The following is a 15,710-nucleotide window of genomic DNA, read 5'->3' on the forward strand; positions in this document are numbered from 1 at the left end:
ATGCTGCTGGTGCAGTCGCTGGTGCTTTTGTTGTTTCACTTGTTGCTGCTGGTGCAGTTGCCGGTGCTTTTGTTGTTTCACTTGTTGCTGCCGGTGCAGTCACCGGTGCTTTTGTTGTTTCGCTTGATGCTGCCGGTGCAGTCACCGGTGCTTTTGTTGTTTCGCTTGTTGCTGCTGGTGCAGTCGCCGGTGCTTTTGTTGTTTCACTTGTTGCTGCTGGTGCAGTCGCCGGTGTTTTTGCTGTTTCACTTGATGCTGCTGGTGCAGTCGCCGGTGTTTTTGTTGTTTCACTTGATGCTGCTGGTGCAGTCACCGGTGCTTTTGTTGTTGTTTCGCTTGATGTCGATGGTGCAGTCACCGATGCTTTTGTCGTTTCACTTGATGCTGCTGGTGCAGTCACCGGTGCTTTTTCTGTTGTTGCTTCACTTGTTGCTGGTTTTGCTGACTCTGTGGTTGTCCCTGAAGCCGCCTCTGTTGTCGCACTTGAAGCGGCCGGGGTTGTTGTTCCAGAAGTTACTGTCGGATAGCTTTTTGCTGTACCCTTGGTCTCCACAGTGCTTTTAGATGCCGATGGAGTAGTTGTCTGTGTAGAGACAGTAGCAGCGTTACTGCTTACGTTTAACGTTTTTCCAGCATAAATAGTATCAGAGGTTAACTGATTGATAGATTTAAGTTGAGGAACAGTTAGATTATAACGCGCCCCGATTTCAGATAGCGTATCACCTTTTTGAATCGTATAAGAAGAATCACTTACGTCCGATTCTGCTATCTTCAATTGTTGTCCCATCCGAAGGAAACTAGAAGTCATGCCGTTCAAGCGTTTTAATTCGCTTACGGTTGTCCCATTATTTCTAGCAATCTTCCAAAGACTATCTCCTTTTTTAACTGTATAAGTAAGTGAAAGTTTTTGATTCACATAGATTGTATCACTTGTAAGAGCATTCCACTCTTTTAATTGATTTATAGACACATGGTTAGATTGGGCAATTTTCCAAAGGCTGTCACCTGAATGAACCGTATACTGTGGTTCCTGTGCACTCGCTGTCGCTCCAAAAGCAGTAAGGACAAGCCCAGCGGTTGCAGCTGCTGTTACTAGATTTTTCTTCACTTTTTAGTTTTCCTACCCTTCCTTAATTTACTTCAATAGTCATATTAATGCAATTTTCGACAAAAAACATCCTACGAAAGTGGCAGTTTATTGATGCATGCAAAAAAATTGGTAAGATTTTCATCAAAATGTTTTACACTATTAACAGGGACTTTGATAGAAATTGAATTTATACCATTTTTACTATTAATATGTTAAATTCTGTATTATACTTAAACAGCAAGTCATACATAACCTTAACAACAGGGGGATTAAAAGGGAGAAATGGGAAAAACGTTTATTAAAATTGCAGCAGTATATTTTTCAATTGGGGTTTTAGTGGGAATGACAATGGGAATTCTTCACGACTTTAGACTGACTTCCACTCACGCTCATATCAATTTATTAGGCTGGGTATCAACGGCTCTATTTGGAATCATTTATTCAATCTATCCGTTTGCGGCTAATACAAAATTGGCTAAAACTCATTTCTGGTTACATAACATTGGTTTTCCAGTAATGGTGATTGGATTGGTTTTAGAATCTTTTGGTGTCGCAGCGGCATTGCCTATTATGATTGTAGGTTCTTTAGCTGTAGTGGTTGGTACACTATTATTCACAACCAACATCGTTAAGACGCTTAACAAAGGTACTAGCCAGAGAGCAAATAACAATTTAAATGCTTAATGAGAACATAAAAAAGGCTTCCGTGACGGAAGTCTTTTTTGTTTTTAAGAAATAGAGAAGTGCTGCGAACACTTCTTAACCACTCTCTTGGTCCATCTTGGGTAAAAATAATTCCCCCAGATACTCGGCATGCGCCAAATACTGCTCTACAAATTCCGTTAAGGTAATTGGTATCCCGGTATCCTCCAGCCAATAATCAAAACTGATCGCGATATTCTTTTTGATGATATCGTTTTTATACCAGTGCGGTGCGAGCGGATGATTAAGGTCAGCGAGGACATCAGCAATCTCTTGGATGGTTGTTATTTACAACACCCTCTTTTTTAAAAAATGGAGACCTCTTTATTTAATGTATGTAGTTCACAAAATTTAACTCACATAAACAACTTCTTAGATACCTATTTTTTAAAAGTGCCGATAAATGCATGAAAACTGCCGATAAAATCGGAAAAAGTGCCGATAAATTGTTTGAAAGTGCCGATAAATCCCAAAAAAGTGCCGATAAGCCGTCTTTACAAGGACAGGCAAGCTATATAAAACGAAAAAGCCCAGCAAGACTCATCATCTTGCAGGGCAATCCATTAATTTTCTTGCTCTTCTCTTCGATTTTTCTTAAACCACTTCGATAATACCTCATAAACAATCGGTACCACGAACAAAGTTAACAAAGTCGAACTCGTTAGACCGCCGATTACGGTTATACCAAGGCCTTTCGAGATCAAACCGCCGCCGCCTTCACCAAGGGCCAGTGGAATTAACGCTCCGACAGTTGCAATTGCCGTCATCAAGATCGGACGCAGACGTGTCGCACCGGCCTCAAGTACCGCATCACGCATCTTCAAACCATCACGTTCCATATGAATAATCCGGTCCACAAGGACAATCGCATTCGTCACGACGATACCAATCAACATCAATAGACCCATCATAACGGAAACAGAAATCGTTTCGCCGGCAATCAAGAGACCGACAAACGAACCTATGACCGCAAACGGCAGTGAGAACAGGATCGCAAATGGGGCAACCCCTTCACGGAAAGTGACAACAAGGATGAAGTACACGATCGCAATCGCGGCTAACATCGCAGCTCCAAGCTGTGTAAAGGTCTCCGTCATATCTGCCTGAACTCCGGCAGTGCCGACGGTAACTCCTTTCGGTATATCAAGTTTATCCACTTCTTTATCCAAGCGATCCGTTACTTTTTTAACATCCTTACCAACAATAGTTCCAGACACACTCGCATAGTATTCGCCCTTACTGCGTGCCAGCGTATTGAGCGTGGTTCCTTTTTCCACTTTTACAAGCTGTGAAAGCGGAACAGTCGTACCCAATGCAGTTGGAACTGGCGTTTTTAACATGTCATCAATCGAGGCCGGCTGTTTGGATTGTTCCTGCTGGACAATGACATCCAGAGATTCGCCATTTTTCTCGATTGTCGTTAACACATCTTGCGTCTGCATAGGGTTCAGCATCATAACAAGCTGTCCTGCGGTTAACCCATATTTCATCAAGTCATTTTGTACTACTTTGAAGGTGTACTCCACATAAGGGTCCTCTGCACTGGAAGAAACATCTTTTAACCCTTTATCCTTCTGCATCACTTTTTCCACCTGGTCGACAGATTCATAGAGTTTATCTAAATTTTCACTGTAGAAGGTGTAGCTGACCTCATTGGAACCTGCTGACATTGCCCCAAAGTTCTGGCTCTTCCAGGTACCTGATTGATCAAGGTTTTTCACGTATTTTTCAATTTCCTCTTTTACCTTAGGGAAATCTTCTGTATCGGGGTCAAAAATTAAGTACATTAGGCCCCCGCCGCCGCTGCCGCCAAACATGGCAGTGGTTGTGTCCCCTTTATCCGTTACTGAGATCTGAACGATATCAATATCATCACGCTTCAGCATCTTTTCTTCCACGTATTTAACGTTCTCTAACGTTTCAGCTTTTAACTCACCTGCTTTTGGCGTGTAAGTTAAATACACCATTTTTTCTTCTTCACTGCCCATGAAACTGAAGCCGATTAATGGCGTTAGCGCCAAACTTCCGGCTAATAAAACAACCGCCAGGATGGATGTAATCACCTTATGATTAAGCGTCTTTTCGAGCGCCCACTTATACCATTTCGCAAGCTCTCCAACTTCTTTATGTTTTTTGCCTGTTTTTTCACCATACAACTTTTTCTTAAACAGGGTATGGGACAAAGCCGGCACTACCGTAATCGCCACAAGTAATGAAGCTCCAAGGGCGAACGTCATGGTTAACGCAAACGGGGCAAACAACTCTCCGACCATGCCACCGACAAAAATAAGCGGGGCAAACACGGCAACCGTTACTAATGTGGAGGATAGGATTGGTTTAAACATTTCAATCGTCGCTTCACGGACAAGGGCGCGTCCATTTAATTTCTCATCTTTTAAATGTAAGCGGCGATAAATATTTTCCACGACAACAATCGAGTCGTCGATTACCCGGCCGATCGCAACAGTAATCGCACCAAGTGTCATAATATTAAGCGTTATATCGAGCCAGTGGAGAATCATTAAAGCCATGAAAATCGACACTGGAATCGAGATGATGGACGTAATCGTTGATTTTAGACTGCGTAGGAATAGCAGGATAATCACAACAGCAATGAAACCGCCAAAGACTGCTTTTTCCACCATGGTTGTGATTGATTCTTGAATGGGCTTGCCTTGGTCTAATGTCACATCAACATGAAGACCATCGATCTTTTTTTCTTGTTCTTTAACAACGTCCTTCACACTATCGACTACATCAACCGTGTTGGCACGCTGCTCTTTAACAATTTGAATGGCGATTGCATTTTTCCCATTTGTACGGGAAACGGACTGCACTTTACCCACTGTTTTAATAGAAGCAATCTCGCTTAATTTTACAAATGGGGTGGGATGTGTTTTTGTCGGTGTCACAGGAATCATCGTATTCTTCAATTCATCGGCTGTCATGTACTTGCCGTCAATGGCAACCGCCTGCTCACCTTCTTTAAACGTGTAAAGCCCCAATGAAACCGCCATATTGCTTGCTTGGATCATTTCTTTGATTTTATCTTCCGTCAGACCAAATTCCTTCAACCTTGCTTGGTTGTATGTAAGGTCGACCTCTTCTATATGCTGACCGGTAATCGTGGCGGATGCCACACCATCAATCTTTTCAATTTTTGGAAGAAGAACATCTTCTACTGTTGAGGTTAATTCCACAATATCTTCTTTTGAACTGCTCGCACTAAGGGCCACAACTGGCATCATGTTCATGCTGATGGCCGTAACCGTCGGCTCTTGTGCTCCCTCTGGGGACTTTACATTATCTAATGCGGATTGTAATTCACGTTTCGCTTCATCCATGTCGATTCCGTATTCGTATTCCACTTGAATACTTGACATGTTAGAATAAGAATTTGAATAAACGGCTTTCACATGGTCGAGGCCTTCAACGGCTTTCTCGATTGGCATCGAGACATCTTCCATTACCTTTTCAGGAGTAGCCCCCGGATACACATCTGTGACCATTAGGTACGGAATGGAAATGTTCGGGATTGTTTCCATATTCATTCGTGTACCTGAATAGATACCTGCTACTGTTACGATAATCGTCAGTAGCCAGACAGCCAGTTTATTCCCAAGAACAAAATTTGCTATCGCTTTCACTGTTACACCCACCCTTGATTGACTTACTAGACTCAATTATTTATAATAATGACCAGCCAGTCATTTGTCAATAAATGACGTTAGGAGAGGTAACAATGAAAAAACAATTAATCATGGAAAAAGCACTCGAGCTTTTTGCAAAGCAAGGGTTTGAAGCCACTTCTGTTCAACAAATAACCGAACATTGCGGAATTTCAAAAGGGGCCTTTTATTTGTCTTTTAAATCAAAGGACGAATTGATTCTTGCTTTAATCGATCATTTTTTGAATCAAATGATCATAGATATTGACTATACGGTCACAAATAGTAATAAAGATAAACTTCTATACCAATTTTATTACACGGTATTCCATACTTCCTATCAGCACGCTGATTTTGCAAGATTGCTAATGAAGGAACAATCCCATTCCTTTAATAATGAGTTTATGCTAAAAATACATTACTACGATCGGTTACTCTCAAACACAATCTTAGTCATGCTGGACCAATTATATGGCGAAAAAGTAAGTGAGACGAAATATGACTTAATGTACTGTGTGAAAGGATTTATGAATACCTATTCGCAATTATTTTTCTTTTATAATTTGCCGTTGGACTTTGAAATATTAGCTGAATCGCTTGTGGAAAAAACAAACTTGTTAGCGCTGAATACGACTGTCCCGTTTATTTCCGAAGAGCTTACCCAGGTGTTTAATCGTCCGATAAATGAGGAAGTCACCAAGGAACAAATCATTGAAGTCCTTGGACAAAAGATGGAGGAAATGGATGATTCAACGGAAAAGGAATCGCTGCTTTTACTTAAGGAGCAGCTGGTAGAACCCACTTACAGTTCTGTAATTATTAGAGGTCTTGTGGAGAATATCCGAAATCATCCTCATTGCAAGTGGATTTCCTTTTTACTCCGACGGTATTATGGGTTTTAAGCAGGACACATTATGTGTGCTGCTCTTTTTTGGGGAATAAGAACAAAAGTTCAATAATTGTAAGCCAAATTACCGTACGAAAATGTAAAAAGCCCCTGCAATAATTTCATTTTACTAGTATAATATACCTATAATTCCCTTTTTATAGGAGTGATAAAATGTATTGTCAACATTGCGGATCAAAGATATATAATGAGTCCGCCCGATTCTGCCCAAACTGCGGCTCAAAATTAGCTTTAGAATCAGAACAAGAACATCAGTCAGCCGAAGAGGCACAAACACAAGAGTTAGCAGAACCTGAATTGGTTAATAGCCCTGCAGTGAACTCAACCGAAGAACAATCCCGTTATACACAAATTAAACGGAGGCGGGCTGGATTAATTTGGCCTATCGCTGTTCCCGCCTTATCGCTCATTGTCGCTGGCGGATCTTCCTATGCTTATTACAGTCATCAGAAGGAGACCAATAAAAGTGTCATTTCGTTAAAGGAAAAAGCAGAAAGGGAGGCCCTAAACGGCAAATATACGGAGGCATTGTCTTCCTTGAAAAAGGCACAAACATTAAGACCTACATATAAAGTGCTGACAGAAGATAAGGAAATGATAGAAAAAGCAGTCCAAGTGGATAAGTCATTAAAAGAAGTTACTAATTCCCTGAAAACACAAAAACTGGATCAAGCAGATTCACAGATTAATAAATTAGGAATTACATTACAAATACTAAAAGGCCCGCTTTACACTCCTCTTAGTAAACAATTAGAGGAAAAATCAACGACACTGGCAGTGGCAAAAATAAAGATTGAGATAAATAAACTTAACACTGTTGAAGACTTAGCAGGAAAATTAACTGCATTATCCTCGCTCAATTCAGCGGAAACAGAGGAAGTAAAGCGATTGATTACGGCGAAAGTGGTTGAGCTAACTACCAAAAAGGCAGAAGAGCAACTAGGTGATAAGAAATTTACAGAGGCAACCGCAACAGTGGATAAAGGTTTAGAATATGCAGCCAACGACACAAAACTAGTTTCTTTTAAAACCAGAATAGAAAATCAACAAGCAGCTTTTGAAAAGGCAGAGCAGGAGCGGATTCAAAAAGCAATTGAGGTTGCCGCACAGGAGGATTTAAATAATCATACCGCTGCTGTCAGCGTTGACAATCTGGATATTTATACGGATGAATACGGGGATCTCCATATTGCAGGTGACCTTAAAAACAAAGCCACAGTACCTATTTCGTCCATCAAAATCTATTATACAGTCTATGATAAAGATGGAAATAACCTAGGATCGGATTATACATATGGTGACCCTTATTATTTAGACCCTGGTCAGAATGGCAGCTTTGACGATTATCATTATGGAGTATATCAAGACTGTACCGTAAAAATTACTAGACTGACATGGGAACTAAATGAATAGGGGGTATTAATGATGAAATGGCTGATTAGCATTACTAGTTCACTGCTGATTCTTGGAACAAGCGGCGGCTTCATTTTTTATTGGCATCAAGAAATTCCTGCCCAACTTAAAAACACCTCACTATTTGAACCGATCAAAACAAAAACAGCAAGTGCTAAAGTATCAGAAAAAGAACTAAAAGATATCATTCATGATATTCAGAAAGAAGTCGTCATGATTCAACAGGAAGATGGCACTTTAGGGTCGGGATTTCTCTATAATAAAAATGGTGACGTTATAACAAATGCACATGTTGTAAGCGGCGCAAAAACGGTAAAAATCAAAACATCGGATGCCAGAGAGTTCCAAGGAACCGTCATTGGGATTAGCCAAGACGTTGATGTTGCAGTGGTTCGTGTCCCAGGAATTGCAACTGAAAAACCATTACAAATTAGCAAAAAGAAGTCGGATGTGGGTGAAGAGGTATTAGCACTTGGGAGTCCATTAGGTTTACAAAATACCGTAACAACTGGGATAATCAGCGGCGTTGGCAGAGACTTTGATATTGAGCCTTTTCATTATAAAGATGCTTATCAAATCTCAGCACCAATTGCACCAGGTAACTCAGGCGGACCATTGATTAACCGGAAGACTGGTGAAGTTCTTGGTATTAATTCGGCAGCCACTGATCAGGGTTCCATCGGATTTAGCCTTCCTATTGTTAATATTTTGTCACTCGTTGAGGGCTGGTCGAAATCCCCACTGACAGAGTTACCTTCTGTCTCGGTTGAAACAGCCGCTGCAGATACGAGTGAGGATGAAGAGTCGCCAGAAATAACTGCTAGTTATCTAGTAAGCTATTTTTATGAAAGCCTGAATTCCCGCGATTATGTCACGGCTTATTCTCTATTAGGCAGCTCTTGGCAGAGTAAGGTAGGTTTCTCCAAATTTCGTAACGGCTATTTACAGACTCAGTCAACCACTATAGACGATATCCAAACAATGGTGGATGGAGAGAATATTACCGTAACAGGTATTATTACTGCTGTAGATTTGAAGGATGGAACTGAAAGTTATGCCAAATATAAAGTTCAGTATACAATTGGTTATGAAAATGACCAGTTAAAGATTATTAGTGGAACAGCTAAGGAAATCCATTAGAAAAAAAAGCAGGACACTTTAAGTTAATATTGGTACTCTACGGTTAGCCAGATTTCTATTTGGTTAACCTTTTTATTTTATCCTGAAAATATTAGATAGTTTTGATTGAAGGATGTATCCCAATTTTAACCTCAAATAAAAAAAACAGAGTGCAATCTGCATCTCTGTCTTCAATCCAATATTAAGCTGCTACTTTACCTTCATCTTTAATCTTGTGGCCTTCCCACTTCGTGATCACGATCGCAGCAAGAGAGTTACCAACGATATTTACACATGTACGTGCCATATCAAGAAGACGGTCAATACCCGCGATAAACGCAAGACCTTCAACAGGGATGCCGACACTGCCCAGTGTTGCAAGAAGTACAACAAACGATACCCCTGGAACACCAGCAATACCTTTAGACGTTACCATCAACACAAGTACAAGCGTAATCTGATGCGTAATACTCAAATGGATGCCATACATTTGCGCAATAAACAACGCCGCAATCGCCTGATAAAGAGTGGAACCATCAAGGTTGAATGAATATCCAGTCGGAATAACGAAAGAAGTAATCGCCTTTGGACAGCCAAGCTTCTCCATTTTTTCCATGATCTTCGGAAGAACTGCTTCCGAGCTTGCAGTAGAATAACCAAGTAGTAATTCATCCTTCAAATAAGCCAAAAACTTGAAGATATTGACCCCAACAATCTTAGCAGTAAGACCTAGAACAACCAAAATAAAGAAAATCATCGCACCGTATACAACGATAACTAATTTCCCTAATGGAATCAGAGACCCTATACCAAATTTTGAAACAGTCACGCCAATTAACGCAAAAACACCAATCGGAGCGAACTTCATCACTTGGTTAGTTACCCAGAACATCGCATCGGCTGTGCCTCTAAAGAAGTCGAGAATCGGTTTACCCTTTTCTCCAATCGCAGCCACACCAAGACCAAAAATAACAGAAAAGAAAATGATCGCTAACATATCACCATTTGCTAATGACTGCATAATGTTCGAAGGAACGATATTAACAAACGTATCGGCCATAGAATGTGATTGAGTGGTTTCCGCAGTTTCCACATACGAATTAATATCTGTCTTCGCTAAGTGTGACCGATCGACACCAGTCCCAGGATGGAAGACATTAGCAAAAAGTAATCCTAACACAATGGCAATGGTAGTAATGATTTCGAAATATAGAAGGGTTTTTCCGCCGAGTTTACCAAGCGATTTCATATCACCAGTACCAGCAACACCTACAATTAGACTTGAAACAACGATTGGGATAACAATCATTTTAATTAAACGGATAAAGATATTCCCAATTGGCTGTAAGAAATCAGCTACATGAGTATTCCCATAAAAAATCGCACCCACGGTAATCCCTAGGGCTAAACCAATGAAAATCTGCCAAGCAAGACTAATCTTCTTCATAACCTCTCTCCTTTTCTTAATAATTATAGAAGTATATCTAAAGAGCGTAAATTCAGTTTAATTAATATCATATCATGATACTACAATATAATTCTAGTTATTTTTTCTCGCATACACAACACTGAAAATAATGGCAGAGCATTATAATCCTTAATTTTATTACTATTGTAGTAGCTTTTATTTCCTATTCAGACCGTTTTCAACGCTTTTTTCATGATAATAATATAGTTATTTTTCACTAAATTGTCATAATTTCAAATCGAATAAATAATAAAAAATCTGTCCATACTTTTAGCAGAAAGAGAATAATTAGTTGGAGGTAGTTTGGATGGGGAGAGATTTAGAAAGCATTTTTACGGAGTTAAAAATCGTTAAAAACAAAGAATTGGAACAGTGTACTATTGAACTAAATCAACCGGATTATAACGATGTTGTTAGAAAAGCTCTATTCATTTATAAACATCAACTCCTGGAAAGTTTAGAAATGTATGATACATATCTAGAAAACAGACAAACGATGGTAATCTAGTGAAAGGCTCCTTTTATAAGGGGCCTTTTTCGATAATACTTCCCTTCGCTCATGAATAAATATAGGTATGCGAAAGGGGAAATAAAATGGACAATCATGGTTTCCTACAATTTGTACTATATAAACTCGTATCCATTTCAATCCAGCTGATATTACTCTATATCCTTGTCTTATTATGTGAATGGTTCGCAGAGAAAAAGGGATATAGCATCTTTGAGCGGTCATTTCTCATCACTCTCGTTTCCCTTCCTGTCTTAACATTCATTATTTGGACAATCATCATCTACCGGTTTCTTTAATGATTGCATTTTAATATAATAAGAGAAGTGTAATGCATTTAAAATAGGAGTGTAGTCCATGAAAGCCTTCTTTTTCGACCTGGATGATACTTTATATGACCAGCTGCAGCCCTTTCAAGCGGCATATAATAGTATTTTTTCTACAATTACAAATATACCCATCCTACAACTTTTTAAAAAAAGCAGAGAGTATAGTGATAAAGTATTCGCACAAACTGAATCAGGGGAAATGCCATTAGAAAAAATGCATCAATATCGGATGATCCATGCGTTTAAGGATTTCGGATATACGATCACTACTGAAGAAGCAGATGCTTTTCAGAAAGAATATAAAGACCAGCAATATAAGGTTTCCCTGATACCAGAAATGAGAAATATCCTTCAACACTTAAGCGCTATGGGCATACCGGTTTATATCACTACGAATGGCCCCTCTTCCCATCAGCGATTAAAAATAGAATCATTAGCTATTTCAGAGTGGCTGCCATCTAACCATATTTTTATCTCAAGTGAAGTTGGTTATGCTAAGCCGCATAAGGAATTTTTTGATTATGTGATTGAGAAAACAAATGCACCTCACGCACATAGTTTCATGGTTGGAGATTCTTTTGAGAATGACATCACCGGCGCCCATCATGCGGGGTGGAACTCGATTTGGATCAATACCAAAAACCGAACGAAGCCGAATGAAACAATTCATCCAACATATGAGACAAATTCCTACCAGCAGCTTGAAAAACTAATTAAATCCTTCTATTAAGCCAGAGTAAACAAAATCCTCTTCCACAATAGAAGAGGATTTTAACCATCTTGGTAAACATAAATGATTGTTCCAAATGGGGAGGCACTTGTTTAAAGCCATCCGTTCTAAAGAATAATGAAGACCAATCAATTGCCAGTTGATAAGGGTGTTACAAATAAAAAAACCTGAAAATCACGGTGGTGATTGTTCAGGTTTTCATTTATCACTTTACTTCTTATTCTTGTTATCAATTAGCACCGAGAACAGCACCAAAATAAGCAATATCCCTATACATACAAAAATACTCAATCGGTTCTCCTCGCTGAACGCAAAGGCCACACAGCTAATGATTAAAGCAACAGCCGTTAACGAAGTCGCATAAGGAAATCCCCAGACATGAAAATGCGGTAATTTATTATAAGTTTTACGAAGCTTCAACTGAGCTAAACAAATCGCAATCCAAACCACAGAGACCGTAAACCCCGGAATCGCCATCAAATACCCAAACACACGGTCAGGTGAAAAATAAGCCACAAACGTACCGCAAATTAGAACGACCGCACTCAAGATCACACTAAATAATGGCACCCCGTTCTTCGACACATACGAAAACTGCTTCGGTGCTTCCCCTTCCGCCGCTAAAGAATACAACATCCGGGTACAGCCATAAATACCTGAGTTAGCCGCTGACAAAACAGCCGTAATAAGGACGAAGTTCATAATATGAGCGGAACCCGGAAATCCGACTGCGGATAACACTTGGACAAACGGACTTGCCTGATTGCCGATTTCATCCCATGGAATCAATCCGCAGATAATCACGATCGGAACCGTGTAGAATAGGACAATTCTCCAAATGACCCCTTTAATTACTTTTGGCAATACCTTCTCAGCATCCTTTGTCTCCGTAAGCGTTAACCCGATTAATTCAGACCCGCCATAGGAAAAGATAACAATTAATAAAGCTGAGAACACACCTGACCAGCCGTGCGGGAAGAATCCTTTATGCTGGACATAGTTTTGTAGATAGTGCGTTTCACTGCTAGGAATGATACCGAATAAAATACAACCGCCTAGAACAATGAAGAGGACAATCATCGTTATTTTTATTCCAGCAAACCAAAACTCAAACTCTCCATACTTTTTCACGTTCATAAAATTAATAGCTACAATAAAAATGGCGCTTATAAAACTTAACGACCACAAAGACATGGAAGGAAACCAGTATTGCAGGAAGCTTCCGGCTGCGATGACTTCAATCACGCACACGGTGAGCCACATAAAACAGTACAGCCAGCCAATCACAAACGATACCTTTGCTCCAAAAGCCAGCCGGATAAATCCTTTCATATTTATTCCCGGATACGCAATGGCCATCTCGGCAATCGCACTCATGACCACCAGCAGCAATAAGCCTGCGAACAGATAGGAAAAAATAACAGCTGGCCCTGCGATCGATACGGTTTCAGATGTTCCTTTAAATATACCCGTGCCTATGGCTCCCCCGATGGCCATTAGCCGTATATGGCGCGGTAATAATCTTTTTTGTAATTCCAACATAACTCCTCCTCATAATGTAGGCTGTTCATTGAACATAACTAGCATTTTGCAACTTCTCTCAGGCAATAAAAATTTTTCAACAAAAATAAAAAAGTCCCTACTGATCAGAATCAGTAGGGACGACTATATCGCGGTACCACCCTAGTTGCAGACAAAAGTCTGCCTCTCGACTTTGTTAACGATCCATTGACCGTCTTTTCCTCATAAAGCCGTGTTCATTTCGAAAAAGATGCTCCGGGACTGAATTTCATCCTTATCTATGTGCTGATTTGCACCTTCCATCAGCTCTCTAAAACAGTGAGATAAGCACTACTACTATTCCCTTCATTGCTCAGGTTATGTGAATTTTAAAGAAGTAGTTCCAAAATCTAAGTATGTTCTGTATTATAGAATTTGAATTATTATTCTGTCAATAATTTTTCAAAATAATATACCGGCATAGCTAACTGCTAAAAAAGGTGTTAAAATGAATCAAATTCTTCAAGAAGGAGCACATATATGCAACAGAAAATATCATTCTCTACCTATGCAGTCATCGGTACCATGTTGTTTGGTATGTTCTTTGGTGCAGGTAACTTGATTTTTCCTATCCAAATGGGACAACTTGCTGGAACCAATTTTTGGCCTGCTTTAATCGGTTTCTTAGTAACAGCAATCGGCCTCCCATTTATGGGGATATTGGCATTTGGTTTATCCGGAAGTAACGGGCTGCGCGACTTGGCGGGACGTGTCCATCCAGTATTCGGAGTCGTCTTCGCGATGGCCCTTTACCTAACAATTGGACCATTTTTCGCCATCCCACGTACAGCAACTGTACCATTTGTAGTAGGTTTCGAGCCATTTATTAATCCAGAGCACACTGCTTTATATCTAGGACTCTTTAGCTTCCTATTTTTTGCCATCGTTTATTATTTCTCGTTAAATCCAGCTAAAATTATCGACTATATTGGAAAATATCTAACACCGGCATTTTTAGCTTTTTTATTCTTCTTGATTATTGTTGCCCTCGTCAAGCCTATGGGGAGTTTCGATAAGCCGACAGGCGACTATAGCGGATTGGCTTTTATTACTGGCTTTAAAGAGGGATACAACACGATGGATGCTCTCGCATCACTAGCATTCGGAATTGTCGTCATCAATGCCATTAAGGGACAAGGCATTACTGACACAAAGACAATTGCGAAAGCAACGTGGAAGTCTGGTATTTTCGCAATGGCACTAATGATGCTGATCTACGGGCTTATCACTTATATGGGAGCTTCAAGTGTATCTGCCATTGGTACATTTGATAATGGCGGATTAATCTTCGCTAAGGTTGCCCAGCATTATTTCGGATCATTCGGAGCGATTTTACTGGCGATTATTATCGTACTGGCATGTTTAAAAACAAGTATCGGCCTTATTACCTCTTGCAGCGAATTTTTCAATAGTGTTTTTCCAAAAGTAAGCTATAAAATGTTCGTGCTAATCCTATGCCTAGTATCCTTTATCATTGCTAACTTTGGTTTGAACAATATTATTCAATACGCAGTACCGGTATTAATGCTACTTTATCCTTTAGCAATTGTTCTAATCTTATTAGCATTATGCTCACCATTATTCAAACATAAGCAAAGTGTTTATGCTGCATCTATGTTCCTTACTTTTTGCGTTAGTTTCTTCGACGGTTATAGTACATTAGCGGGCAGCTTACCAGGTGCGACAAACTCTTTATTTGAATCCATCAAAGCAGCTTACATGGAGTATTTACCGCTCTATGATATCGGCCTTGGATGGATTTTACCGGCTTTAGCTGGTGCAATGATCGGGTATGTTTGGCCAACAAGTTCTAATAAAGCTGCTATTAATTGATAGTAATTAATTGGTGTCCCATCTAGGGGCACCTTTTTATGTACAAAAAATTCTTCAGATATGACACTTGGCACTTTGTTAATGTTTTTCAAACTATCAAAACGGATTATTCCGCATGAAATAATAGAAAGATCGCATCCGCGCGCTGCGCGGATCTTTATACCCCCCTTTCGCTTGGTGCCCTAGAGCACTAAAGATAATGATTGATGTAAGTATAAGTACTAATCTCTTCAAATTATATAAACTTCCTTTTAATAATATATAGTTTAAAAGTTTACATAAAATCTAGCGGCACTTCAATATGAAAGGGACTATTTATTTATTTTTTCTTAATAATATAAAAATTACACACTAGATTGAAATCGATAAACATAAAATCAAAA

General features: G+C 39.6%; 12 protein-coding genes and 1 other annotated feature. Of the genes, 8 read left to right on the forward strand and 4 right to left on the reverse strand.

Going from position 1 to position 15,710, the window contains the following annotated elements; translation table 11 throughout:
• On the reverse strand, positions 1-1,108 hold a 1,108-nt coding region (locus GXK58_RS21400), incomplete at its 3' end, for a LysM peptidoglycan-binding domain-containing protein (RefSeq protein WP_160725216.1).
• A 264-nt stretch (positions 1,109-1,372) separates the two neighbouring features.
• On the opposite strand from GXK58_RS21400, the gene GXK58_RS21405 reads away from it, so the two are divergent.
• Positions 1,373-1,774, forward strand: coding sequence for a cytochrome-c oxidase (locus GXK58_RS21405; protein ID WP_160725217.1), 402 nt, complete (start codon positions 1,373-1,375; stop codon positions 1,772-1,774).
• A gap of 581 nt (positions 1,775-2,355) precedes the next feature.
• On the opposite strand, the gene GXK58_RS21410 is transcribed toward GXK58_RS21405, so the two are convergent.
• Positions 2,356-5,439, reverse strand: a complete 3,084-nt coding sequence (locus GXK58_RS21410; RefSeq protein WP_160725218.1) for an efflux RND transporter permease subunit — start codon at positions 5,437-5,439, stop codon at positions 2,356-2,358.
• Between the two features lie 95 nt (positions 5,440-5,534).
• Here GXK58_RS21410 and GXK58_RS21415 point away from each other — a divergent pair, with 95 nt between their 5' ends.
• The 3 genes from GXK58_RS21415 (at position 5,535) to GXK58_RS21425 (ending at position 8,920) form a co-directional block, all read left to right on the forward strand.
• Positions 5,535-6,362: a TetR/AcrR family transcriptional regulator gene (locus GXK58_RS21415; RefSeq protein ID WP_160725219.1), complete on the forward strand. Its 828-nt coding sequence runs from the start codon at positions 5,535-5,537 to the stop codon at positions 6,360-6,362.
• Positions 6,363-6,520: 158 nt separating this feature from the next.
• Entirely contained in the window at positions 6,521-7,780 is a 1,260-nt protein-coding gene (locus GXK58_RS21420; RefSeq protein WP_160725220.1) for an FxLYD domain-containing protein, read from the forward strand.
• A gap of 9 nt (positions 7,781-7,789) precedes the next feature.
• Positions 7,790-8,920, forward strand: coding sequence for a S1C family serine protease (locus GXK58_RS21425; protein WP_160725221.1), 1,131 nt, complete (start codon positions 7,790-7,792; stop codon positions 8,918-8,920).
• 181 nt (positions 8,921-9,101) lie between these two features.
• Here the strand turns inward: GXK58_RS21425 and GXK58_RS21430 are convergent, their stop codons facing one another.
• Positions 9,102-10,346 (reverse strand): cation:dicarboxylate symporter family transporter, encoded by a 1,245-nt coding sequence (locus GXK58_RS21430; RefSeq protein WP_160725222.1) that lies wholly within the window; start codon positions 10,344-10,346, stop codon positions 9,102-9,104.
• 328 nt (positions 10,347-10,674) lie between these two features.
• Between GXK58_RS21430 and GXK58_RS21435 the strand changes: the two genes are divergently transcribed.
• The 3 genes from GXK58_RS21435 (at position 10,675) to GXK58_RS21445 (ending at position 11,934) form a co-directional block, all read left to right on the forward strand.
• A complete protein-coding gene (locus GXK58_RS21435; protein WP_160725223.1) occupies positions 10,675-10,875 on the forward strand; it encodes a hypothetical protein in 201 nt (66 codons plus the stop codon).
• Between the two features lie 86 nt (positions 10,876-10,961).
• Positions 10,962-11,174: a hypothetical protein gene (locus GXK58_RS21440; RefSeq protein ID WP_160725224.1), complete on the forward strand. Its 213-nt coding sequence runs from the start codon at positions 10,962-10,964 to the stop codon at positions 11,172-11,174.
• A gap of 58 nt (positions 11,175-11,232) precedes the next feature.
• A complete protein-coding gene (locus GXK58_RS21445) occupies positions 11,233-11,934 on the forward strand; it encodes an HAD family hydrolase (RefSeq protein ID WP_160725225.1) in 702 nt (233 codons plus the stop codon).
• 210 nt (positions 11,935-12,144) lie between these two features.
• On the opposite strand, the gene GXK58_RS21450 is transcribed toward GXK58_RS21445, so the two are convergent.
• Positions 12,145-13,476 carry an amino acid permease gene (locus tag GXK58_RS21450; protein ID WP_160725226.1) on the reverse strand — a complete coding sequence of 444 codons (1,332 nt, stop codon included), beginning with the start codon at positions 13,474-13,476 and terminating at the stop codon, positions 12,145-12,147.
• Positions 13,477-13,588: 112 nt separating this feature from the next.
• Positions 13,589-13,813 (reverse strand) — a binding site (T-box leader).
• A 161-nt stretch (positions 13,814-13,974) separates the two neighbouring features.
• Here GXK58_RS21450 and brnQ point away from each other — a divergent pair.
• The gene (gene brnQ / locus GXK58_RS21455; protein WP_160725227.1) at positions 13,975-15,327 is read left to right on the forward strand and encodes a branched-chain amino acid transport system II carrier protein; all 1,353 of its coding nucleotides are present in this window, start codon (positions 13,975-13,977) and stop codon (positions 15,325-15,327) included.
• Positions 15,328-15,710: the final 383 nt, after the last annotated feature.

The sequence above is a fragment of the Bacillus sp. USDA818B3_A genome (assembly GCF_009928415.1).
GTDB lineage: Bacteria > Bacillota > Bacilli > Bacillales > Cytobacillaceae > Neobacillus.